18 protein-coding genes are annotated in these 22,047 nt (G+C 62.6%); 10 read left to right on the forward strand and 8 right to left on the reverse strand.

Annotated features, from left to right (window positions below):
- Positions 1 to 8: 8 nt before the first annotated feature.
- Positions 9 to 1,004: an NAD-dependent epimerase/dehydratase family protein gene (locus ACZ6YA_RS11885; protein WP_465897307.1), complete on the reverse strand. Its 996-nt coding sequence runs from the start codon at positions 1,002 to 1,004 to the stop codon at positions 9 to 11.
- A 46-nt stretch (positions 1,005 to 1,050) separates the two neighbouring features.
- A complete protein-coding gene (locus ACZ6YA_RS11890; RefSeq protein ID WP_465897308.1) occupies positions 1,051 to 1,941 on the reverse strand; it encodes a LysR family transcriptional regulator ArgP in 891 nt (296 codons plus the stop codon).
- Positions 1,942 to 2,031: 90 nt separating this feature from the next.
- Here ACZ6YA_RS11890 and ACZ6YA_RS11895 point away from each other — a divergent pair, with 90 nt between their 5' ends.
- The 9 genes from ACZ6YA_RS11895 (at position 2,032) to ACZ6YA_RS11935 (ending at position 15,467) form a co-directional block, all read left to right on the forward strand.
- Positions 2,032 to 2,631, forward strand: coding sequence for a LysE/ArgO family amino acid transporter (locus ACZ6YA_RS11895; protein WP_403134910.1), 600 nt, complete (start codon positions 2,032 to 2,034; stop codon positions 2,629 to 2,631).
- 192 nt (positions 2,632 to 2,823) lie between these two features.
- Positions 2,824 to 3,420: a superoxide dismutase gene (locus ACZ6YA_RS11900; protein WP_465897309.1), complete on the forward strand. Its 597-nt coding sequence runs from the start codon at positions 2,824 to 2,826 to the stop codon at positions 3,418 to 3,420.
- A 258-nt stretch (positions 3,421 to 3,678) separates the two neighbouring features.
- On the forward strand, positions 3,679 to 5,730 hold the full coding sequence (locus ACZ6YA_RS11905; RefSeq protein WP_465897310.1) for a putative bifunctional diguanylate cyclase/phosphodiesterase: 2,052 nt from the start codon (positions 3,679 to 3,681) through the stop codon (positions 5,728 to 5,730).
- A gap of 120 nt (positions 5,731 to 5,850) precedes the next feature.
- Positions 5,851 to 7,188: an imelysin family protein gene (locus tag ACZ6YA_RS11910; RefSeq protein WP_465897311.1), complete on the forward strand. Its 1,338-nt coding sequence runs from the start codon at positions 5,851 to 5,853 to the stop codon at positions 7,186 to 7,188.
- 251 nt (positions 7,189 to 7,439) lie between these two features.
- Entirely contained in the window at positions 7,440 to 8,867 is a 1,428-nt protein-coding gene (locus ACZ6YA_RS11915; RefSeq protein WP_465897312.1) for a di-heme oxidoreductase family protein, read from the forward strand.
- Positions 8,868 to 8,885: 18 nt separating this feature from the next.
- Entirely contained in the window at positions 8,886 to 9,950 is a 1,065-nt protein-coding gene (locus ACZ6YA_RS11920; RefSeq protein ID WP_465897313.1) for an imelysin family protein, read from the forward strand.
- 2 nt (positions 9,951 to 9,952) lie between these two features.
- Positions 9,953 to 11,050 carry a DUF1513 domain-containing protein gene (locus tag ACZ6YA_RS11925; RefSeq protein WP_465897314.1) on the forward strand — a complete coding sequence of 366 codons (1,098 nt, stop codon included), beginning with the start codon at positions 9,953 to 9,955 and terminating at the stop codon, positions 11,048 to 11,050.
- 210 nt (positions 11,051 to 11,260) lie between these two features.
- Positions 11,261 to 12,409 (forward strand): efflux RND transporter periplasmic adaptor subunit, encoded by a 1,149-nt coding sequence (locus ACZ6YA_RS11930; RefSeq protein ID WP_465897316.1) that lies wholly within the window; start codon positions 11,261 to 11,263, stop codon positions 12,407 to 12,409.
- Positions 12,410 to 12,422: 13 nt separating this feature from the next.
- Positions 12,423 to 15,467 carry a multidrug efflux RND transporter permease subunit gene (locus ACZ6YA_RS11935; protein ID WP_465897317.1) on the forward strand — a complete coding sequence of 1,015 codons (3,045 nt, stop codon included), beginning with the start codon at positions 12,423 to 12,425 and terminating at the stop codon, positions 15,465 to 15,467.
- Positions 15,468 to 15,629: 162 nt separating this feature from the next.
- Here ACZ6YA_RS11935 and ACZ6YA_RS11940 read toward each other — a convergent pair whose 3' ends face one another.
- The 5 genes from ACZ6YA_RS11940 to colR all read right to left on the reverse strand — a co-directional run bounded on the left by ACZ6YA_RS11940 (position 15,630) and on the right by colR (position 19,336).
- Positions 15,630 to 15,860: a hypothetical protein gene (locus ACZ6YA_RS11940; protein WP_465897318.1), complete on the reverse strand. Its 231-nt coding sequence runs from the start codon at positions 15,858 to 15,860 to the stop codon at positions 15,630 to 15,632.
- The gene (locus ACZ6YA_RS11945) at positions 15,857 to 16,558 is read right to left on the reverse strand and encodes a lipopolysaccharide kinase InaA family protein (protein ID WP_465897319.1); all 702 of its coding nucleotides are present in this window, start codon (positions 16,556 to 16,558) and stop codon (positions 15,857 to 15,859) included. Before ACZ6YA_RS11945 ends, ACZ6YA_RS11940 begins: the two co-directional genes overlap by 4 nt.
- Positions 16,559 to 16,564: 6 nt before the next feature.
- Entirely contained in the window at positions 16,565 to 17,245 is a 681-nt protein-coding gene (locus ACZ6YA_RS11950; RefSeq protein WP_465897321.1) for a class I SAM-dependent methyltransferase, read from the reverse strand.
- A gap of 107 nt (positions 17,246 to 17,352) precedes the next feature.
- Positions 17,353 to 18,663, reverse strand: a complete 1,311-nt coding sequence (locus ACZ6YA_RS11955) for a sensor histidine kinase (protein ID WP_465897322.1) — start codon at positions 18,661 to 18,663, stop codon at positions 17,353 to 17,355.
- Positions 18,653 to 19,336 carry a two-component system response regulator ColR gene (gene colR / locus ACZ6YA_RS11960; RefSeq protein WP_003255215.1) on the reverse strand — a complete coding sequence of 228 codons (684 nt, stop codon included), beginning with the start codon at positions 19,334 to 19,336 and terminating at the stop codon, positions 18,653 to 18,655. The genes ACZ6YA_RS11955 and colR overlap by 11 nt, the downstream gene beginning before the upstream one ends.
- A 181-nt stretch (positions 19,337 to 19,517) precedes the next feature.
- Between colR and ACZ6YA_RS11965 the strand changes: the two genes are divergently transcribed.
- On the forward strand, positions 19,518 to 20,246 hold the full coding sequence (locus ACZ6YA_RS11965; protein ID WP_465897323.1) for a phosphatase PAP2 family protein: 729 nt from the start codon (positions 19,518 to 19,520) through the stop codon (positions 20,244 to 20,246).
- Positions 20,247 to 20,356: 110 nt separating this feature from the next.
- Here the strand turns inward: ACZ6YA_RS11965 and groL are convergent, their stop codons facing one another.
- Positions 20,357 to 22,000, reverse strand: coding sequence for a chaperonin GroEL (groL, locus tag ACZ6YA_RS11970; RefSeq protein WP_465897324.1), 1,644 nt, complete (start codon positions 21,998 to 22,000; stop codon positions 20,357 to 20,359).
- Between the last annotated feature and the right edge of the window lie 47 nt (positions 22,001 to 22,047).

Raw genomic sequence — 22,047 nt, forward strand, 5'->3', positions numbered from 1 at the left:
CGTCAGGTTCACTGACCCAGGGGCTGGTGCTTCCACCAAGCGCAGAATTCATCCAGCGCCGTCCACAGGCTGACCTTGGGCTGGTAGTCCAGATACTGCCGTGCCCGGCTGATGTCCAAGGTGAAATCACGGCTCATCACCTGCATGCCCAGGCGCGACAGTGTCGGTTGTGGCCGGCCAGGCCAGAGCATGCAGGCCGCCTCGTTCAGCGCAGCCACGCTGTAGGCAAGGCCATAGGAACGGTAGCGGGTGACCTGGGGCAGCTGCATCTGGCGCATCACGTAGTTCACCACATCCCACAGCGGCAGCGGCTGGCCGTTGCTGATGTTGTAGGCCTGGCCCAAGGCACGGTCGTCAGCGAACAGCGCACTGAGCAGCGCTTCGTTGAGGTTGTGCACGCTGGTGAAGTCGACCTTGTTCAGGCCATTGCCGATGATCGCCACACGGCCCTTGCGCTGCATCTGCATCAGTCGTGGGAAAATGCTGGCATCACCGGCACCGGTGACGAAGCGCGGGCGCAGCGCCAACACTTCCAGGCCGAACTCCTGGGCGCCGAAGACCTTCTGTTCGGCCAGGTACTTGGTCTGCCCGTAGTGGTCGTGGAAACGGCGCGGCACCTGGTCTTCGCGGATATCCAGGCGCGAACGGCCATTGAAATAGATCGACGGCGACGACAGGTGCACCAGGCGTCGAACATGCTCTTTCAGGCACCCTTCGACCACGTTTTCAGTGACCGCCACATTGCCTTGATAAAAGTCCTGGTAGCGCCCCCAGTTGCCCACCGCACCCGCGCAATGCACCACTGCCTCGACGCCCTGGCACAGGCGCCGGGCCAGTTCGGCATCGTCCAGGTCGCCGGGGATGAACTGCGCGCCGCGCTTGACCAGGTGCTCAACACCCTCGGCGCGCCGGCCGCTGACCCGCACATCCAGGCCCTGCTCCAGGGCAAAGCGTGCAAAGCGCCCGCCGATGAAGCCGCTCGCGCCCGTGACCAGAATTCGCATGTAACACTCCGCCTCAGATTTCAGATGCAACAGACGCCGGCCGCCGTTACAACGGCACCAGCCAATGCCGTGCCGTGTGCCGCAGGTGTTCGGTCAGTTGCGCGAGCAGTTGCCCGCCATTGCGCCAATGATGCCAGTACAGCGGCACATCGATAGGGGTATCGACTGATATTTCCATCAGTTTGCCCTCTGCCAGCTGTTCGCGCGCCTGCAACTCGGGCACCAGGCCCCAACCCAGGCCAGCTTCGGTCATGCGCAGGAAGCCTTCGGACGACGGACAGAGATGATGCAGGAAACCCTCCTCGATCCCCAGCGACGCCAAGTAACGGTGCTGCAGGAAATCGTCCGGACCGTAGACAATCGCCGGCGTGCGCGCCAGGCGCCTGGCCTCGAACCCCTGCGGGAAATACCGCGCCATGAACGCCGGGCTGGCCAGCGCTCGATAGCGCATGGCACCTAGCGGCAGGCTGCGCGCGCCAGCCACCGGCCGCTCGCTGCCACATAGGCACGCCGCCACTTCGCCGGCGCGCATGCGCTTGAGGCCGACCTCCTGGTCTTCCACCACCAGATCGGTGAGCAATTGATGCTCGGCGCAGAAGGTGCCCACCGCACCTGCCCACCAGGTGGCCAGGCTGTCGGCGTTGAGCGCGATGCGCAGGCGTTCCGGCATGCCCTCCTCGTCCAGTGCCGGCACCTGGCGCTGCAGGTCACGTTCGAGCAGGCGCACCTGCTGCACATGGTTGAGCAACTGGCGGCCGACTTCGGTCGGGCTCGGCGGCGTTGCGCGCACCAGCACTGGCTGGCCGACCCGCGCCTCAAGCAGTTTGATGCGCTGGGAAATGGCCGATTGCGACAGCCCCAACACCTGCGCGCCCCGCTCGAAACCACCTTGCTCGATCACCGCCGCCAGGGCGGCAAGCAGCTTGTAGTCGAACATCGATTTTCCTAATGATGTATGAGCTTTATTGGTTTTTCTTATACAGCGCCGGTCTTCACAATAGCCAGCATCTTTTATGGAGTTTCAGCCATGTGGCAAAGCTATCTGAACGGCATGCTGGTCGCCTTCGGCCTGATCATGGCTATCGGCGCGCAAAACGCTTTCGTCCTGGCGCAAAGCCTGCGCCGCGAACATCATCTGCCGGTGGCAGCGTTGTGCATCGTCTGCGATGCACTGCTGGTGGCGGCCGGGGTCTTCGGCCTGGCCACGGTGCTGGCGCACAATCCGACGCTGCTGGCGATCGCCCGCTGGGGTGGCGCGGTGTTCCTGATCTGGTACGGCGCCAAGGCGCTGCGCAGCGCCTGCTCCAAACAGAGCCTGCAACACCAGGAAGGCCAGGGCGTGCGCTCACGGCGCGCGGTGTTGCTCAGTGCCCTGGCAGTAACCCTGCTCAACCCACACGTATACCTCGACACCGTGCTGCTGATCGGTTCGCTCGGCGCCCAGCAGACCGTCCCCGGTGCCTACGTCGCCGGTGCCGCCAGTGCTTCGTTGGTGTGGTTCTCGACCCTGGCGATCGGTGCTGCGTGGCTCGCACCCTGGTTGGCCCGCCCGGCCACCTGGCGCATGCTCGACCTGATGGTGGCGGTAATGATGTTCGCCGTGGCGGCGCAGCTCATCTTCAATTGAAGGCCGCCGGTCGGCGCCGGCCATCCGCTCTGGAACCTCTATTCCCTATCTTTGTTGCGTGGTTATGCGCCGGGGCTGGTGCTATGATCCAGCCCTTGCGTCGCAAAGAGTACAAACTCGCCGACGCACATAGGGCCGCCCGTGATCGGCCCTGCGCAAACCGCGAACTAGACCTGAATCAGGAGATCTACCATGGCTTTTGAATTGCCGCCGCTGCCGTACGCCCACGATGCCCTGCAGCCGCACATCTCCAAGGAAACCCTGGAGTATCACCACGACAAGCACCACAACACCTATGTCGTGAACCTGAACAACCTGGTCCCAGGCACCGAATTCGAAGGCAAGACCCTGGAAGAGATCGTCAAGAGCTCTTCGGGCGGCATCTTCAACAACGCCGCGCAGGTCTGGAACCACTCCTTCTACTGGAACTGCCTGGCGCCTAACGCCGGCGGCCAACCTACCGGTGCCCTGGCTGAAGCCATCAACGCCGCTTTCGGTTCCTTCGACAAGTTCAAGGAAGAGTTCACCAAGACTTCGGTAGGCACCTTCGGTTCCGGCTGGGGCTGGCTGGTGAAGAAAGCCGACGGTTCCCTGGCCCTGGCCAGCACCATCGGCGCCGGCTGCCCGCTGACCAGCGGCGACACCCCGCTGCTGACCTGCGACGTCTGGGAACACGCCTACTACATCGACTACCGCAACGTGCGTCCTAAGTATGTCGAGGCGTTCTGGAACCTGGTCAACTGGGCTTTCGTTGCCGAGCAGTTCGAAGGCAAGACCTTCAAGGCCTGAGTGCTCACGTCTTGAACAAGAAACCCGGCCATGCGCCGGGTTTTTTTATGATTGTTGGATCCAATCATCCGTTTTTTGCCGGGCTCTTGCTCAGCCCGGATAGCGCGCTAACATCAAACCTCTGGATGTTCGCTACAGCGCACTCAAGTTGCAGGGTCAGGCAACCGATACACTGCTCAGGACCGCCCTACCGGCCGATAGTGTATTGCCAACGTTAATGGCAAAATGATGCCATGCGCATGGATTAAGGAAACCCCATTGAAGCTGGAATTGCGGAACAGCTTATCGGTCAAGTTGCTCAGGGTCGTGCTTCTTTCGGCGCTGGCGGTCGGCGTCGTTCTCAGTTGCGCACAGATCGTCTACGACACCTACAAGACCCGCCAGGCCGTCACCAATGACGCTCAGCGCATTCTCGACATGTTCCGCGACCCTTCTACCCAGGCGGTATACAGCCTCGACCGGGAAATGGGCATGCAGGTGATGGAGGGCCTGTTCCAGGACGAGTCGGTGCGCCAGGCCTCGATCGGCCACCCCAACGAAACCATGCTGGCGGAAAAGTCCCGCCCGTTGCAGGACGCTTCCATGCGCTGGCTGACCGACCTGATCCTCGGCCAGGAACGCACCTTCACCACCCAGCTGGTCGGCCGCGGCCCATACAGCGAGTACTACGGCGACCTCAGCATCACCCTAGACACCGCGTCCTACGGTGAAGACTTCCTGATCAACGCCATCATCATCTTCATCTCCGGCGTGCTGCGTGCGCTGGCCATGGGCCTGGTGCTTTACCTGGTCTACCACTGGCTGCTGACCAAGCCGCTGTCGAAGATCATCGAGCACCTCACCCAGATCAATCCCGACCGGCCTAGCCAGCATCAGATTCCGCTGCTGAAGGGCCACGAGAAAAACGAGCTGGGCATCTGGGTCAATACCGCCAACCAGCTGCTGGCCTCGATCGAGCGCAATACCCACCTGCGCCACGAGGCCGAGAACAGCCTGCAGCGCATGGCCCAGTACGACTTTCTGACCGGCCTGCCAAACCGCCAGCAATTGCAGGCACAGCTGGACAAGATTCTGGTCGACGGCGGCCGTCTGCAGCACCGCGTCGCCGTATTGTGCGTAGGCCTGGACGACTTCAAGGGCATCAACGAACAATTCAGCTACCAGGTTGGCGACCAGCTGCTACTGGCCCTGGCCGACCGCCTGCGGGCCCACAGTGGCCGGCTGGGCGCACTGGCCCGCCTGGGCGGCGACCAGTTTGCCCTGGTCCAGGCCAATATCGAGCAGCCTTACGAAGCTGCGGAGCTGGCCCAGAGCATCCTCGATGACCTGGAGGTGCCGTTCGGCTTCGACCATCAACAGATCCGCCTGCGCGCCACCATCGGTATTACGCTGTTCCCCGAAGACGGCGACAGCACCGAGAAACTGCTGCAAAAAGCCGAGCAGACCATGACCCTGGCCAAGGCTCGCTCGCGCAACCGCTACCAGTTCTACATTGCCAGCGTCGACAGCGAGATGCGCCGCCGCCGCGAGCTGGAAAAGGACCTGCGCGAAGCCCTGTCGCGCAACCAGCTGTACCTGGTCTACCAGCCACAGATCAGCTACCGCGACCACCGCGTGGTGGGTGTCGAAGCCTTGCTGCGCTGGCAGCACCCGGAGCTGGGCCTGGTCCCGCCGGACCAGTTCATTCCGCTGGCCGAGCAGAACGGGTACATCATCACCATCGGCGAATGGGTGCTCGACCAGGCCTGCCGACAACTGCGCGAATGGCACGACCTGGGCTTCAGCGAGCTGCGCATGGCGGTCAACCTGTCCACGGTGCAGTTGCACCACAACGAGCTGCCCCGGGTGGTCAACAACCTGCTGCAAGCCTACCGCCTGCCGCCGCGCAGCCTGGAACTGGAGGTGACCGAAACCGGCCTGATGGAAGACATCACCACCGCCGCTCAGCACCTGCTGAGCCTGCGCCGCTCCGGGGCGATGATTGCCATCGACGACTTCGGCACCGGCTACTCGTCGCTGAGCTACCTCAAGTCGCTGCCGCTGGACAAGATCAAGATCGACAAGAGCTTCGTCCAGGACCTGCTCGACGACGACGACGATGCCACCATCGTTCGAGCGATCATCCAGCTGGGCAAGAGCCTGGGCATGCAAGTGATCGCCGAGGGTGTGGAAACCGCCGAACAGGAAACCTACATCATCGCCCAAGGCTGCCACGAAGGTCAGGGCTACCACTACAGCAAGCCGTTGTCGGCGCGCGAGCTGACCAGTTTCCTGCGCCAGGCGCAGCGTAATCAGGTCTCAGCCCTGTAGCGGCGCATTTACATCAATTGCGTGCTGGCCCCTTTACAGCAAATGCAAATCTTTCGCATGATGTTGCGGTTTCACGTGCCACGGCGCACTGTCCAACCACACGACGCAGGGAAACCCATAATGATTCGAATGCCTCTGGCCTCCGCCAGTCTGCTGGCCATCGCCATCGCTCTCGCCGGCTGCGGTGAGGGCAAGGACGACAAGGCCGCCGCCCCGCAAGCTCAGGCACCTGCTGCCGCCAGCACCACCGCTGCGGCGCCCGGGGCTGTCGACGAAGCGGCCGGCAAGGCCGTGGTCAAGCATTACGCCGAGATGGTCTACGCCGTGTACAGCGACTCGCTGAGCACCGCCAAGACCCTGCAGACCGCCATCGACGCATTCCTCGCAACGCCGAACGACGACACCCTGAAAGCCGCCAAGGCTGCCTGGGCCGCCGCACGCGTTCCGTACCTGCAGAGCGAAGCCTTCCGCTTCGGCAACACCATCATCGACGACTGGGAAGGCCAGGTGAACGCCTGGCCCCTGGACGAAGGCCTGATCGACTACGTCGACAAGAGCTACGAGCACGCCCTGGGCAACCCGGCGGCCAGCGCCAACATCATCGCCAACACCGAGATCCAGGTCGGCGAAGAGAAAGTCGACGTCAAGGACATCACCGCCGAGAAGCTGGCCAGCCTGAACGAGCTAGGCGGCTCCGAGGCCAACGTCGCCACCGGCTACCACGCCATCGAATTCCTGCTCTGGGGCCAGGATCTCAATGGTACCGGCCCTGGCGCGGGCAATCGCCCGGCTTCCGACTACCTCGAAGGCAAAGGCGCCACCGGTGGCCACAACGACCGTCGCCGTGCCTACCTGAAGTCGGTCACCGAGCTGCTGGTCAAGGACCTTGAAGAGATGGTCGGCAACTGGGCGCCGAACGTCGCCGACAACTACCGCGCCACCCTGGAAGCCGAGCCTGTCACCGACGGCCTGCGCAAGATGCTGTTCGGCATGGGCAGCCTGTCGCTGGGCGAACTGGCGGGCGAGCGCATGAAGGTCTCACTGGAAGCCAACTCGCCGGAAGACGAGCAGGACTGCTTCAGCGATAACACCCACTACTCGCACTTCTACGACGCCAAGGGCATCCGCAACGTCTACCTGGGCGAGTACACCCGCGCCGACGGCACCAAGCTGACCGGCCCGAGCCTGTCGTCGCTGGTGGCCAAGGCCGACCCGACCGCCGACGCTACCCTGAAGGCCGACCTGGAAGCCACCGAGGCGAAAATCCAGGTCATGGTCGACCACGCGCTCAAGGGCGAGCACTACGACCAGCTGATCGCCGCCGACAACGCTGCGGGCAATCAGATCGTGCGTGATGCCATCGCATCGCTGGTCAAGCAGACCGGTGCGATCGAGCAGGCCGCGGGTAAGCTGGGCATTGCCAACCTGAACCCGGACACTGCCGATCACGAGTTCTGATTCGGTGGTGATGGTGTTCTGAGAGAGGCGACCTTCGGGTCGCCTTTTTTGTCAGTGCCGGCCTCTTCGCGGGGCAAGCCCGCTCCCACAGGTATCCTGAGTGCACCCCGGTATCTGTGGAAGCGGGCTTGCCCCGCGAAGAGGCCCCACCTGACACCAATTTCATCCAGCAATTGCAAATTGCTCTTATTCAAACTCCCCCACCCTGCTAAGCTTGCACGCCGGTTTTTCGCCCACGCCCAGGATTTTGCATGTCCTTGTCGCTGTCCCGACTGTCCCTTCCGCTGCTGGCCCTCGCCCTCGCCGCCTGTGACGACGCCCCGCGTTTCACCCAGGCCGAGCCCGGCGAAGCGCTGTCCGGTGGCCAGGCGACAGTCCAGCGCAGTGATCGCAACGCTTTTTCCCTGCCGTCGGCCAACCTCACGCCCGAACGTCGCCTGGACTTTGCCGTCGGCAACAGCTTCTTCCGCAACCCGTGGGTAATCGCCCCGTCCACCACCACCGCACGCGATGGACTGGGCCCACTGTTCAACACCAACGCCTGCCAAAACTGCCACGTGCGCGACGGTCGCGGCCATCCGCCGGAGGCCGGTGACAGCAACGCCGTGTCGATGCTGGTGCGCCTGTCGATCCCCGACCAGCCCTATCTGGCCAAGGAAATCGAGCGCCTGGGCGTCGTCCCGGAACCGGTCTACGGCACCCAGTTGCAGGACATGGCCATTCCAGGCGTGGCCCCCGAGGGCAAGGTACGGGTGAGTTACGAAAACCAGACCGTATCCTTCAAGGACGGCCACCAGGTCGAACTACGCCACCCCACCCTGCAGATCACCCAGCTCGGCTACGGACCGATGCATCCCGATACACGCTTCTCCGCACGCGTGGCACCGCCGATGATCGGCCTAGGCCTGCTAGAAGCCATCCCCGAAGCCGACATCCTGGCCAACGAAGACCCGGACGATCGCAACCGCGATGGCATTCGCGGGCGCGCCAACCGGGTTTGGGACGACGCCCAGGGCACCACCGTGGTCGGCCGCTTCGGTTGGAAGGCCGGGCAGCCCAACGTCAACCAGCAGAACGTGCACGCCTTCAACGGCGACATGGGCCTGACCAGCACCCTGCAGCCCAAGGACGATTGCACCCTGGCGCAGCCCGACTGCCTGGCCGCCGCCAATGGCGACGGCACCGACGGCGAGAAGGAAGTCAGCGACAACATCCTGCGCCTGGTGACCTTCTACACCCGCAACCTCGGCGTGCCAGCCCGGCGCGATGTCGGCGCCCCGCAGGTGCTCGCCGGCAAGAACCTGTTCTATCAAGCCGGTTGCCAGGGCTGCCACACACCACAGTTCACCACCGCCGCCGACGCCAGCGAACCCGAATTGGCCGGCCAGGTGATCCGCCCCTACAGTGACCTGCTGCTGCACGACATGGGCCCAGGCCTGGCCGACGAGCGCACCGAATTCGCCGCCAACGGCCAGGACTGGCGCACCGCGCCGCTGTGGGGCATCGGCCTTACTGAAGCCGTGAGTGGCCACACCCAGTACCTGCACGACGGCCGCGCTCGCAACCTGCTCGAAGCCGTGCTCTGGCACGGCGGCGAAGCGCAGGCGGCGCGCGATCATGTATTGACCTTCGATGCCGAGCAGCGCGCCGCGTTGCTGGCATTCCTGAACTCTCTTTAAACGCGCAAGGAGCCGGGCATGTTCCGACCCAAACTGTTGTTCACCAGCCTCGCCGCACTCGCCCTCGGTGCCTGCTCGCCGCAGGACCCACAGGCCGTGACCTCCGCCGCCATCGCCAAGCAGGTGATCCTGCCGACCTACAGCCGCTGGGTCGAAGCCGATCGCCAGTTGGCCGTCAGCGCCCTGGCCTACTGCGAAGGCAAACAAAGCCTGGACACCGCGCGCGCCGACTTCCTCCACGCTCAAAAAGCCTGGGCCGAGCTGCAGCCCCTGTTGGTCGGCCCTCTGGCCGAAGGCAACCGCGCCTGGCAGGTACAGTTCTGGCCCGACAAGAAAAACCTGGTCGGCCGCCAGGTCGAGCAACTGGTCAACGGCGACAAGCCGGTAGATGCCGAAACCCTGGGCAAATCCAGCGTCGTGGTGCGCGGCCTGTCGGCCTACGAGTACATCCTGTTCGACAGCAAGCCGGACATCGCCACGGCCGAGCAGAAGGCCCGCTATTGCCCGCTGCTGGTCGCCATCGGAGAACACCAGAAGGCCCTGGCCGAAGAGATCCTCAAGGGCTGGAACAGCACCGACGGCATGCTGTCGCAGATGACCAAGTTCCCCAACCAGCGCTACGCCGATTCCCACGAAGCCATCGCCGACCTGCTGCGTTCCCAAGTCACTGCATTGGATACCTTGAAGAAGAAACTCGGTGCGCCGATGGGCCGCCAGAGCAAGGGCATCCCGCAGCCGCTGCAAGCCGAAGCCTGGCGCAGCCACTCGTCGATCAAGAGCATCGAAGCCACCCTCCAAGCGGCCCAGGCCGTCTGGGTCGGGGTCGACAACCAGGGCCTGCGCGGCCTGCTGCCCAGCGATCAGAAAGCCCTGGCAGAAAAGATCGACGACGCCTACGCTACTTCGCTCAAACTGCTGGCCGACAACCAGAAGACCCTGGGCGAGCTACTGGCCGACGACGCCGGCCAGCAGAGCCTGAACCAGATCTACGATAGCCTCAACGTCGTCCACCGCCTGCACGAAGGCGAGCTGGCCAAGGCGTTGAACATCCAGCTGGGCTTCAATGCCAACGACGGTGACTGATCATGCTGCGACGCCAGGCCATCAAACTCGCTAGCGTATTGCTCAGCGCCCTGACCCTGGGCGGCTGGAGCCTGTTTCGCAACAAAAGCAGCGAACCCTTGCTGCTGTCGGCGCGTGACGATGGCGACGGCAAGCACTATGCGGTCGGGTTCCGCCTGGACGGCACCCAGGTGTTCAGCACCGAGGTGGGCCAGCGTTGTCATGCCATCATCAATCACCCTGAATTGCCGATCGCCCTGTTCGTCGCGCGCCGCCCCGGTACCGAAAGCTACCTGCTCGACCTGCGCGACGGGCGCCTGTTGCAGACCATCAGGTCGCAGCCCAACCGGCACTTCTATGGCCATGCGGTGATCCACAAAAGCGGCGAATGGCTGTACGCCACCGAGAACGACACCACCGACCCCGGACGTGGCGTGCTGGGTGTGTACCGCTTCGAAGGCGAGCGCCTGGTGCACACTGGCGAGATTTCGACCCACGGCATCGGCCCTCATGAAGTGGCCTGGCTGCCAGATGGCGAGACCCTGATCGTGGCCAACGGCGGTATCCGCACCGAGGCCGAGAGCCGGGTAGAGATGAACCTCAACGCGATGGAGCCGAGCCTGGTGCTGATGCAGCGCGACGGCACCCTGCTGAGCAAAGAGACTCTGGCCCAGCAGATGAACAGCGTGCGCCACCTGGCCGTCGGCAGCGATGGCACCATCGCCGCCTGCCAGCAGTTCATGGGCGATGCCGATGAGACCGCCGAGTTGCTGGCGATCAAGCGCCCGGGCGAACCGTTCAAAGCCTTCCCGGTGCCCGAGCGCCAACTGCAATCGATGGCACAGTACACCGCCAGCGTCGCCATCCACAGCGACCTGCGCCTGGTGGCACTGACCGCGCCACGGGCCAACCGGCTGTTTGTCTGGGACCTGGATACCGGTGCAGTGAAGCTCGATGCGCCGATGCCCGATTGTGCGGGGGTCGGGGCGGTGAAGGATGGGTTTGTGGTCACCTCTGGGCAGGGGCGTTGCCGCTACTACGATTGCCGTAAGGCTGAGTTGATCGGGCAGCCGATGGACCTGCCTTCAGCCTTCTGGGACAACCACCTGCACCTGGCCTGAGACCGCCTTCGCGGGACAAGCCCGCTCCCACAAGAGTTAAGCGTACACCTTAGCTGTGGGAGCGGGCTTGTCCCGCGAAGAGGCCAGCACATACAAACCAATTCCCCATCCCCCCAAAAACAGTCAATACTTCCCCCATCCACACGTGGGCAGGATCGCCCGTTGTCGTGTCAAAACGAATAACAATCACGCTTCCAAGGAACCGGACTTATGCTGCGCCGCCGCATGCTCATCATGTTGGCCGTGGTTCTGCTGATCGTGTTGGCCCTTGGGGGCTACAAGGCCTTCTCGATCTACCAGCAGATCCAGATGTTCACCGCCCCCAAGCCGCCCATCACCGTGGCCGCCGCACTGGCCGAAGAACGCCAGTGGCAGCAGCGGCTGCCTGCCGTGGGCAGCCTCAAGGCATCGCAGGGTGTCGAGCTGAGCCTGGAAGTCGAGGGCACGGTCAAATCGCTGCACTTCGATTCCGGCCAGAAGGTCAAGGTCGGGCAACTGCTGCTGCAACTCAACGACGACCAGGAAACCGCCCTGCTCGGCACCGCCCAGGCCGACCTGGGCCTGGCCAAGGTCGACTTCGGCCGGGGCAGCCAACTGGTCGGTGACTCGGCCATTTCCCGGGGCGAGTACGACCGCCTCACCGCTCAGTATCGTCGCAACCAGGCGGTGGTCGACCAACTCAAGGCATCGAAAACCAAGAAGAGCATCAGTGCCCCGTTCAGCGGCACCATCGGCATCCGCCAGGTGGATGTCGGTGACTACCTGGCCGCGGGTACGGTGATCGCTACCCTTCAGGACCTGTCCAGCTTGTACGTCGACTTCAACGTGCCGGAACAGGCATTGCCGCAGTTGAGCCTCGGCCAACAGGTACTGGTGCAAGTCGCCGCCTACCCCGACCAGACCTTCCCCGCCAGCCTCAGCGCGATCAACCCCAAGGTCGAAGAGAGCACACGCAACCTGCTGGTGCGCGCGACCCTGGCCAACCCCGACGGCAAGCTGCTGCCGGGCATGTTCGCCAACTTGCTGGTGCTGCTGCCTGACCCACGTCCGCAGGTGGTGGTGCCGGAAAGCGCCATTACCTACACGCTGTATGGCAACTCGGTGCATGTCGCCACACCGAAAAAGGACAAGGACGGCAACCCCGAGCAAGACGACAAGGGCCAGCCGCAACTCAGCGCCGAACAGCGCAGCGTGCAGACCGGCGAACGCCGCGATGGCGTGGTGGTGATCAGCAAGGGGCTCACGGCCGGTGAGCAAGTGGTCACCGCCGGGCAGCTCAAGCTGACCCCCGGTGCGGCCATCCGCATCGGCCAGGACACGGCCCTCAAACCCGATGCAGGCACCCCGCGCGCGAACTGACCAGGAGGCAGGCATGGCATTCACCGACCCGTTCATCCGCCGCCCGGTCCTGGCCAGCGTGGTCAGCCTGCTGATCCTGCTGCTGGGTTTCCAGGCCTGGAGCAAGCTGCAGATCCGCCAGTACCCGCAAATGGAAAATGCCCTGATCACGGTGACCACCGCCTACCCCGGGGCCAACGCCGAGACCATCCAGGGCTACATCACCCAGCCACTGCAGCAGAGCCTGGCCAGCGCCGAAGGCATCGACTACATGACCTCGGTGAGCCGTCAGAACTTCTCGATCATCTCCATCTACGCGCGTATCGGCGCCGACAGCGACCGCCTGTTCACCGAGTTGCTGGCCAAGGCCAACGAAGTGCGCAACCAGCTGCCGCAGGATTCCGAAGACCCGGTGCTGAGCAAGGAAGCCGCCGACGCCTCGGCGCTGATGTACGTCAGCTTCTACAGCGAGGAAATGAGCAACCCGCAAATCACCGACTACCTGTCCCGGGTCATCCAGCCAAAACTCGCGACGTTGCCGGGCATGGCCGAGGCCGAGATTCTCGGCAACCAGGTGTTCGCCATGCGCATCTGGATCGACCCAGTAAAGCTCGCCGGTTTCGGCCTGGCTGCCACTGACGTGACCAATGCCGTGCGCCGCTACAACTTCCTCGCCGCCGCCGGTGAGGTCAAGGGCGAGTATGTAGTCACCAGCATCAACGCCAACACCGAGCTGAAATCGGCCGAGGCGTTTGCCGCGCTGCCGGTCAAGACCGCCGGCAACAGCCGCGTGTTGCTGGGCGATGTGGCGCGGGTGGAGATGGGCGCGGAGAACTACGACACGGTCAGCTCGTTCGATGGCACGCCGTCGGTGTACATCGGCATCAAGGCCACCCCGGCAGCCAACCCGCTGGATGTGATCAAGGAAGTCCGGCGGATCATGCCGGAGCTGGAAAGCCAACTGCCTTCCGCGCTCAAGGTGTCCATCGCCTATGACGCCACGCTGTTCATCCAGGCGTCCATCGACGAAGTGATCAAGACCCTGGGCGAAGCCGTGTTGATCGTCATCGTGGTGGTGTTCCTGTTCCTCGGCGCCCTGCGCTCGGTGCTGATCCCGGTGGTGACCATTCCGCTGTCGATGATCGGCGTGCTGTTCTTCATGCAGATGATGGGTTACTCGCTGAACCTGCTGACCCTGCTGGCGATGGTGCTGGCCATCGGCCTGGTGGTGGACGACGCCATTGTCGTGGTGGAGAACATCCACCGGCACATGGAGGAAGGCAAAACTCCGTTCGACGCCGCGTTGGAAGGTGCACGGGAAATCGCCATGCCGGTGGTGTCGATGACCATCACGCTGGCGGCGGTATACGCGCCGATCGGCTTTCTTATCGGGCTTACCGGCGCCCTGTTCAAGGAGTTCGCCCTGACCCTGGCCGGTGCTGTGATCATCTCTGGCATCGTCGCGCTGACCCTGTCGCCGATGATGTGCGCCCTGCTGCTGCGCCAGGAGCAGAACGCCCACGGCCTGGCCCATCGCCTGGACGTGGTGTTCGAACGCCTCAAGGGCCGCTACCAGCGCCTGCTGCACACCACCCTGGACAGCCGCCCGGTGGTGCTGGTGTTCGCCGTGATCATCCTGTGCCTGATCCCGGTGCTGCTCAAGTTCACCCAGAACGAACTGGCGCCAAACGAGGACCAAGGGGTGATCTTCATGATGAGCAGCTCGCCGCAGCCGGCCAACCTCGACTACCTGAACGCCTACACCGACCAGTTCACGCCGTTGTTCAAGGCCTTCCCCGAATACTACTCGTCGTTCCAGATCAACGGTTTCAATGGTGTGCAGAGCGGCATCGGCGGCTTCCTGCTCAAACCCTGGAACGAGCGCGACCGCACGCAAATGGAGTTGCTGCCCTTGGTGCAGGGCAAGCTCGAAGAAATCGGCGGGCTACAGATTTTCGGCTTCAACCTGCCGTCGTTGCCGGGCACCGGCGAAGGCCTGCCATTCCAGTTCGTGATCAACACCGCAGGCGATTACCCAGCGCTGCTGGAGGTGGCCCAGCGGGTCAAGGAGCGCGCCCAGGCCTCGGGCAAATTCGCCTTCCTCGACATCGACCTGGCCTTCGACAAGCCCGAAGTGGTGGTCGATATCGACCGGGCCAAGGCGGCGCAGATGGGCGTGTCCATGGATATTCTCGGTGGCACGCTGGCCACCCTGCTGGGCGAGGCAGAGATCAATCGCTTTACCCTGGAGGGCCGAAGCTACAAGGTGATCGCCCAGGTCGAACGGCCCTACCGGGACAATGCCGGCTGGCTGAACAATTATTACGTGAAGAACGACCAAGGCCAGTTGCTGCCCTTGTCGACCCTGATTACGCTCAGCGACCGCGCCCGGCCACGCCAGCTCAACCAGTTCCAGCAGCTTAATTCGGCGATCATCCAGGGCGTGCCCCTGGTCAGCATCGGCGAGGCGTTGCAGACGGTCAGGGATATTGCTGCCGAGGAAGCGCCGGAGGGGTTCTCCTTCGACTATGCCGGCGCCGCACGCCAGTACATCCAGGAAGGCAGCGCGCTGTGGGTGACCTTCGGCCTGGCGCTGGCGATCATCTTCCTGGTGCTGGCGGCGCAGTTCGAAAGCTTCCGCGACCCGTTGGTGATCCTGGTGACGGTGCCGCTTTCGATCTGCGGGGCGCTGTTACCATTGTTCCTGGGTATTTCCAGCATGAACATCTACACCCAGGTCGGGCTGGTGACGCTGATCGGCTTGATCAGCAAGCACGGCATCCTGATCGTCGAGTTCGCCAACCAGTTGCGTGAGGAAAAGGGCCTGAGCGTGCGGGAGGCCATCGAAGAGGCTGCGGCAATTCGTTTACGGCCGGTGCTGATGACCACGGCAGCGATGGTGTTCGGCATGGTGCCGCTGATTATGGCGACCGGGGCCGGAGCGGTGAGCCGCTTCGATATCGGCACGGTGATCGCGACGGGGATGTCGATTGGGACCTTGTTTACCTTGTTTGTATTGCCTTGCATTTACACCCTGTTGGCGCATAAAGCAGTGGACCAGAAACCCGTCGTAGCCTGACCCGGCCCTTTCGCGGGACAAGCCCGCTCCCACAGGTTCATCACTTCATTCAGGTCAATGGGGTATCTGTGGGAGTGGGCTTGTCCCGCGAAAGGGCCGGCAAAGCCAATACAAGAAATGCAAAAGCCCCGCAATCGCGGGGCCTCAGTTGCTCGAACAAGGTCAGCCGAACGGCCGCAACCCCTGCCGCAAGCCGAACAGGAACAGCAACAGGTCCTGATCAGGCTGCGCCTGGGCCTGCTGTTGCTTCACATCCCTCGGCAACGCACACTGCTCTGCCTGTTCAGCCTTGCTGAACACCACTGGCCGCGGTTCTTCCCAGGCGGCGACCGCCACCGTGGTCACCGCCAAGCCAGCTACCAGAAACAAAGCTCGAGCGATTTCTAGTTTCATTGCCCTAACCCTTTGACAACGCTGCCAAACGCCATCTCATAAAAATAGAGCAGCGATTGCCATTCTGCGTCGTTGAGCGACGAATGGCGGCGCAGCTGGCGCAGGTCGTTACCGGCCGCGCGCTGGCAGCTGATGCGGCGCCGGCACTTCTCGAGATCGAGCAAAGCCACTTCGACGCGGGCCTGCTCACCCTCGCCGATCACCTTGATGAAAACGTGCTTGCCGTACAGACAACCATGCTGCCAGTGCCCCAGGTGCATGCGCGCCAGGTTGTCGGCCAAGTCCTTGAGCATCCGCTCATGTACCACGTGCGGATAGCGCTCACGGGCACCTTCGGCATGCCAGGTGTCGAGCTCGACGAAACCATCCAAGGCTTCGCTGACCAGCAGTGCCCGCCATTGGTGCTCGGCATCGCGCTCGGCACCGCAAAAGACGATGCGCGGTACCCGCACACCCAGTTGCTCGAAGCTGTTCAGTGCGTCGAGTTCACGCAATACCGTAGGCCTGCCGAATGGATGCAACAGGCTGCGGTAGATGTGGCCAACCTGGCGCTTGGCATAAAGCAACTTGCCATTGCCATCATTGAGCCGTTGTACCCCACTTTCACCGCCGCGCCGTTGGTTGGGTTCTTCCACCCATTCGCCCTGCTGACGCCAGTAATAATCGAAGCGTGACTCCCCTCTCTGGGCTACAGCCATCAAACCTTACCCCTTACGCAATACATAAACCCGCCACATGGCATAGAACGGCAGGAAATCGAGGCGTTCCTGAATTCTGAAGCCCGCAGCCTGGAATTCTTCTTCAACTGTCTCCGCTGGTAACACGAAGCGATTCTGGTAACTGCCCTGCTCGGCTTTGGCGCTACGGCGCTGTTCGAGCTTCTGCCGACGCCAGGCCTTGAAGTTACCGTCCACCCACAATGACAGGATTACGCTGTCACGGCTAACTCTATGAAACTCCGAAAGAATCGTCTTTCGATGGGCCGTCTCGCCGATGTGGTGGAACAGCCGCATGCAGAAAATGCTGTCCACCGCGTTATCCGGCAAATCGATAGCGAACGCAGAGGTCTGCAAAGGCCGTACCCGTGCGACCACTTCTGGCGGCTGTGCCGCACAAGCTGTCTCGATCATCGCCTCGGAGTTGTCGGCGCCAATGATCACCCGATTATGCTTCTCCGCCAGCAGTGGCCAGAATCGGCCTGCACCGCAGGGCAAGTCCAGCACTAACCCTGGCTCTCCGGCGAGCGCCAGGGCACGACGGGCCAATTGCTCGTCACGCTTGTGGGACAAGCGACGCGCCAGGCCATCCTGGTGCTTGAGGAAGTACTCACGCGCATGTTGCTGGTCGTACTTCTCGGAAAATTCGAGTTTGATCGGGCTACGCATTAGGCATCTCCTGGCTCCATAGCGCTCACCTTAGGTAAGTGAGCGTAGGAAACAGGTCATGCCAATGTGAAAAAAGTGTTATCACCAAAGCAAGATGTTTCAGCGCGTTACTCGCAAAGCAGCGACGGATCGATCTTCTCGGCGCCCTGGCTCAAGTCCACCTGAAAACGGCACCCATGTGGCGCGGTCGCAGTCAGGGTCACGCGCCAGCCTTGGTCATCGCAGATCCGTTGCACCAGCGACAAGCCCAGGCCCAACCCCTCGCCACGCCGCTCGTCGCCGCGCACAAAGGGCTTGAACATCGCTTCGCGCTGCTCTTCCGGAATGCCGACACCGCTGTCTTCGACGCTGAAACCATTGCCCTCAAGGCTCAAACGAATGTAGCCACTGTCCGTGTAGTGCGCGGCATTGCGCAACAAGTTGCCCATCACCGATTGCAGGAAGGTGGCGTTGTACAACAACGGACCGGCGCTGATGCGGCCATCGAAATACAGCGTCAGGCCCTTCTGCTCGATGGTGTCACGCCACACACCGATCAGGTCGTCGGCCACTTCGCGCAGGGTCGCCTGCGACGCCACGGCACCCTGATCGCGCTGGGCACGGGCGAGCATCAGGAAAGTCTTGACCAGCTCGCGCATCTCTTCGGTGGCGCGGGCAATCCGTTCGACCTGGTTACGCGAGCGGGTATCGAGGTTGGGGTTTTCCATCAACAGCTCGCAGGAGGTGGCAAGCACCATCAACGGCGTGCGCAATTCATGGCTGACGTCGCTGGTGAAGAGCCGCTCGCGGGTCAGTGCATCGCGCAAGCGTCCGAGCGTGTCGTCAAAGGCAATCGCCAACTGGCCCACTTCATCGGCTGCGTAATCCGGCGCCAAAGGCGGAGCCAGGCCAAGCAATTGGTCACGGTGGCGCACTTGTCTTGCCAGGCGGATCACCGGCGCCATCACCCGCCGTGCCAACAGCCAGCCAAGGAACACTGCCAACACCAGGCTGAGCACGAAGCCTACGACCACGACCGCGAACAGCACCCGTTCGCGCTCTTCGAAATCGCTTTGATCTTGCAGCAGTACGTAATGGCGTCCGTCGACGATCTCGACCATCGCGTGGTAAGAAAGTTGGTCGCGGAAAACCTCATGGAAGCCTTTATCGAGGTGGCGCAAGTCCTTGGGCAGCTCGAAGTCGTCACGCCCGCCGCTGAAGTAGAACAGCTGATCGGGACGCGGGCGATGGCTCCAGTCACTGACACTGTCCATGCGCAGCAGGCGTTGCAGGTCGCCACCGAGCACCGAGGAAATCAACCGCTCCTCGACCAGGTGCACCGTGGCGACGATACCGAAGGCGAAGGCCCCTGCCACCAGCGCGCTCATCAGCGCAAAGGCAATGATGATGCGCTGCGCCAGGCTTTGCTTAAACTCCATCACGGCCCTCGGCGAGGCGATAGCCGACGCCATGGACGGTATGCAGCAGCGGTTTTTCGAACGGTTTGTCGATGACTTGGCGCAACTGGTGCACATGGCTGCGCAGGCTGTCGCTGTCGGGGCAGTCATCGCCCCACAGGGCCTCTTCCAGTACCTCACGGCGAAGTACGTGCGGGCTCTTCTGCATCAGCACGGCGAGCAGCTTGAGGCCGACCGGGTTGAGCTTGAGCAGGCGACCTTGGCGGGTGACCTCAAGGGTGTCGAGGTCGTAGCTCAGGTCGGCGACCTGCAGGGTACGGCGCCCGCCGCCCTGGGCCCGGCGCAAGACCGCTTCGATGCGCGCGGCCAATTCTGACAGGGCAAACGGCTTGAGCAGGTAGTCATCCGCGCCGGAGCGGAAGCCCTGCAGGCGGTCATCCAGCTGGTCGCGGGCAGTCAGCATGATCACCGGGGTATCGCGGCGCGCATCCTCGCGCAGGCGCTTGCACAGGGTATAGCCATCGATCCCGGGTAGCATGATGTCAAGCACGATCAGGTCGTAATGCTCGGTGGCGGCCAAGTGCAGGCCGGACAGGCCGTCCTGGGCGCAATCGACGGTGTAGCCTTTCATGCCCAGGTAATCGGCCAGGTTGGCAAGGATATCGCGGTTGTCTTCAACCAAAAGAATACGCATCGGGTTCTCCTGTGCGGCGCTTCGCTGAGGTGCGCGGCAGGCGCAGCTTAAGGCCATCCCCGCGTCTGTGCCAGCCCTGGGATAAATTCAGCGAAGTTGACGGTTTTTTCACCCATCCTTCACGGACACAGCATAGCGGGGGCAGGACAATGCCCGGTCTTTTCCATCCCCTGGAGCCGTCATGCAACAACGCATTCGCCCTCGTCCGATCAATTTTTGGCTGTACCTGGGCATTCCCGTGGCTACTGCGGTGGCCTTGATCCTGCTTGAACTGACCTCGGTCGACATGGACATCGCCAACCTGTTTTACGACCGGGCCGCGGGTGAGTTCATCGGCCGCCACAGCTATTGGCTGGAGAACATCCTGCATGATCGGGTCAAACAGGGCGTGATCGTACTGGGGTTGCTGGCGTTGCTGACATTTGCCCTGAGTTTCTGCTGCAAGCGCCTGTTTGGCTGGCGCCGCGAACTGGGCTGCCTGGTGCTGGCCCTGGGTCTTTCAACAGCCTTTGTCACACCGTTGAAGAAAGTCACCCAGGTGCAGTGCCCGTGGAGCTTGAGCCAATTCGGCGGTAAAGAAACCTACAGCAAGTTGCTTGAGCCACGCCCGGCGACTGACAAACCGGGGTTGTGCTGGCCAGGCGGCCATGCGGCGACCGGTTTCTGCCTGTTCGGCGTGTTCTTCATGCTGCGTGATCGACGGCCGCGCCTGGCTCGGTTGGCATTGGCCGTGGCACTCGTAGCAGGCTCGGTGCTGTCACTCGGCAGGATGATGCAAGGTGCGCACTTCCTGTCGCACAACCTGTGGACAGCAGTGTTCTGCTGGCTGATCGGGCTGGGGTCTTATTATTTGATTCTGTATCGAGCTGCTGCATCGGATGCCCTTGATGCTGAGCCCGGCGTTGCCTGACAGAGGGGCCGCTCTGCGGCCCATTCGCGGGACAAGCCCGCTCCCACATAGACCAACGAAAAAGCCCCGCACTAGGCGGGGCTTTTTCTTACTGCTGGGGTAAGGCTGGCTTACATCATGCCGCCCATGCCACCCATGCCGCCCATGTCTGGCATGCCGCCGCCAGCTGGAGCCTCGCTTGGGGCATCAGCAATCATGGCTTCGGTGGTGATCATCAGACCGCCGATCGAAGCAGCTGCTTGCAGTGCCGAACGGGTGACCTTGGCTGGGTCGAGGATACCCATCTCGATCATGTCGCCGTATTCGCCGGTAGCAGCGTTGTAGCCGAAGTTGCCCGAACCCTGCTTGACCTTGTCGGCCACAACGCTTGGCTCGTCGCCGGCGTTGGCAGTGATCTGACGCAGCGGAGCTTCAACAGCGCGGCGCAGCAGAGCGATACCGACGTTCTGGTCTTCGTTGTCGCCTTTGAGGTCAACGATGGCGTTCAGGGCGCGCACCAGGGCAACACCACCGCCAGGTACCACGCCTTCTTCGACGGCTGCGCGGGTAGCGTGCAGGGCGTCTTCAACGCGGGCTTTCTTCTCTTTCATTTCAACTTCGGTGCCAGCACCGACCTTGATCACGGCAACACCGCCAGCCAGCTTGGCCAGACGCTCTTGCAGCTTCTCACGGTCGTAGTCCGAGGTGGTGTCGGCAACCTGGGCACGGATCTGAGTGACGCGAGCCTGGATGTCGGTTTCCTGGCCAGCACCGTCGATGATGGTGGTGTTTTCCTTGGACAGGATGACGCGCTTGGCGTTACCCAGGTGCTCCAGGGTTGCGGTTTCCAGGGACAGGCCGATTTCTTCGGAGATGACCTGGCCGCCGGTCAGGACGGCGATGTCCTGCAGCATGGCCTTGCGGCGGTCGCCGAAGCCTGGTGCCTTGACCGCAGCAACCTTGACGATGCCGCGCATGTTGTTGACGACCAGGGTAGCCAGGGCTTCGCCTTCGACGTCTTCAGCAACGATCAGCAGTGGGCGGCCGGCCTTGGCAACGGCTTCCAGCACTGGCAGCAACTCACGGATGTTGGAGATCTTCTTGTCGACCAGCAGCAGCAGCGGGCCTTCCAGCTCGGCAACCATGGTGTCCGGCTTGTTGACGAAGTACGGCGACAGGTAGCCACGGTCGAACTGCATGCCTTCTACGACGGACAGTTCGTTTTCCAGGCCCGAGCCTTCTTCAACGGTGATCACGCCTTCTTTACCGACTTTTTCCATGGCTTCGGCGATGATTTCACCGATGGAGTTGTCGGAGTTGGCGGAGATGGTGCCGACCTGAGCGATGGCCTTGGAGTCGGCGCATGGCTTGGACAGGTTTTTCAGCTCGGCGACGACGGCAGCGGTGGCCTTGTCGATGCCGCGCTTCAGGTCCATTGGGTTCATGCCGGCAGCGACGGCTTTCAGGCCTTCGTTGACGATGGCTTGAGCCAGAACGGTAGCGGTGGTGGTGCCGTCACCGGCAGCATCGTTGGCCTTGGAAGCGACTTCCTTGACCAGCTGGGCGCCCATGTTTTCGAAGGCGTCTTTCAGCTCGATTTCTTTAGCGACGGAAACGCCGTCCTTGGTGATGGTCGGCGCGCCGAAGCTCTTGGCCAGCACCACGTTGCGGCCTTTCGGGCCCAGGGTCGCTTTTACCGCGTCAGCCAGAACGTTGACACCAACCAGCATTTTCTTACGGGCGGAATCGCCGAATTTTACGTCTTTAGCAGCCATGATCGTTTAATCCTTGGAATTCTTTGGAGTAACGGGAAGTCGGGGAA

The sequence above is a fragment of the Pseudomonas sp. NPDC090752 genome, assembly GCF_055584805.1.

Bases quoted from the DNA above. Each gene is read 5' to 3' on its own strand.
- ACZ6YA_RS11885 (WP_465897307.1), bottom strand. From the start codon at position 1,004: ATGCGAATTCTGGTCACGGGCGCGAGCGGCTTCATCGGCGGGCGCTTT.
- ACZ6YA_RS11890 (WP_465897308.1), bottom strand. From the start codon at position 1,941: ATGTTCGACTACAAGCTGCTTGCCGCCCTGGCGGCGGTGATCGAGCAA.
- ACZ6YA_RS11895 (WP_403134910.1), top strand. From the start codon at position 2,032: ATGTGGCAAAGCTATCTGAACGGCATGCTGGTCGCCTTCGGCCTGATC.
- ACZ6YA_RS11900 (WP_465897309.1), top strand. From the start codon at position 2,824: ATGGCTTTTGAATTGCCGCCGCTGCCGTACGCCCACGATGCCCTGCAG.
- ACZ6YA_RS11910 (WP_465897311.1), top strand. From the start codon at position 5,851: ATGATTCGAATGCCTCTGGCCTCCGCCAGTCTGCTGGCCATCGCCATC.
- ACZ6YA_RS11915 (WP_465897312.1), top strand. From the start codon at position 7,440: ATGTCCTTGTCGCTGTCCCGACTGTCCCTTCCGCTGCTGGCCCTCGCC.
- ACZ6YA_RS11920 (WP_465897313.1), top strand. From the start codon at position 8,886: ATGTTCCGACCCAAACTGTTGTTCACCAGCCTCGCCGCACTCGCCCTC.
- ACZ6YA_RS11925 (WP_465897314.1), top strand. From the start codon at position 9,953: ATGCTGCGACGCCAGGCCATCAAACTCGCTAGCGTATTGCTCAGCGCC.
- ACZ6YA_RS11930 (WP_465897316.1), top strand. From the start codon at position 11,261: ATGCTGCGCCGCCGCATGCTCATCATGTTGGCCGTGGTTCTGCTGATC.
- ACZ6YA_RS11935 (WP_465897317.1), top strand. From the start codon at position 12,423: ATGGCATTCACCGACCCGTTCATCCGCCGCCCGGTCCTGGCCAGCGTG.
- ACZ6YA_RS11940 (WP_465897318.1), bottom strand. From the start codon at position 15,860: ATGAAACTAGAAATCGCTCGAGCTTTGTTTCTGGTAGCTGGCTTGGCG.
- ACZ6YA_RS11945 (WP_465897319.1), bottom strand. From the start codon at position 16,558: ATGGCTGTAGCCCAGAGAGGGGAGTCACGCTTCGATTATTACTGGCGT.
- ACZ6YA_RS11950 (WP_465897321.1), bottom strand. From the start codon at position 17,245: ATGCGTAGCCCGATCAAACTCGAATTTTCCGAGAAGTACGACCAGCAA.
- ACZ6YA_RS11955 (WP_465897322.1), bottom strand. From the start codon at position 18,663: ATGGAGTTTAAGCAAAGCCTGGCGCAGCGCATCATCATTGCCTTTGCG.
- colR (WP_003255215.1), bottom strand. From the start codon at position 19,336: ATGCGTATTCTTTTGGTTGAAGACAACCGCGATATCCTTGCCAACCTG.
- ACZ6YA_RS11965 (WP_465897323.1), top strand. From the start codon at position 19,518: ATGCAACAACGCATTCGCCCTCGTCCGATCAATTTTTGGCTGTACCTG.
- groL (WP_465897324.1), bottom strand. From the start codon at position 22,000: ATGGCTGCTAAAGACGTAAAATTCGGCGATTCCGCCCGTAAGAAAATG.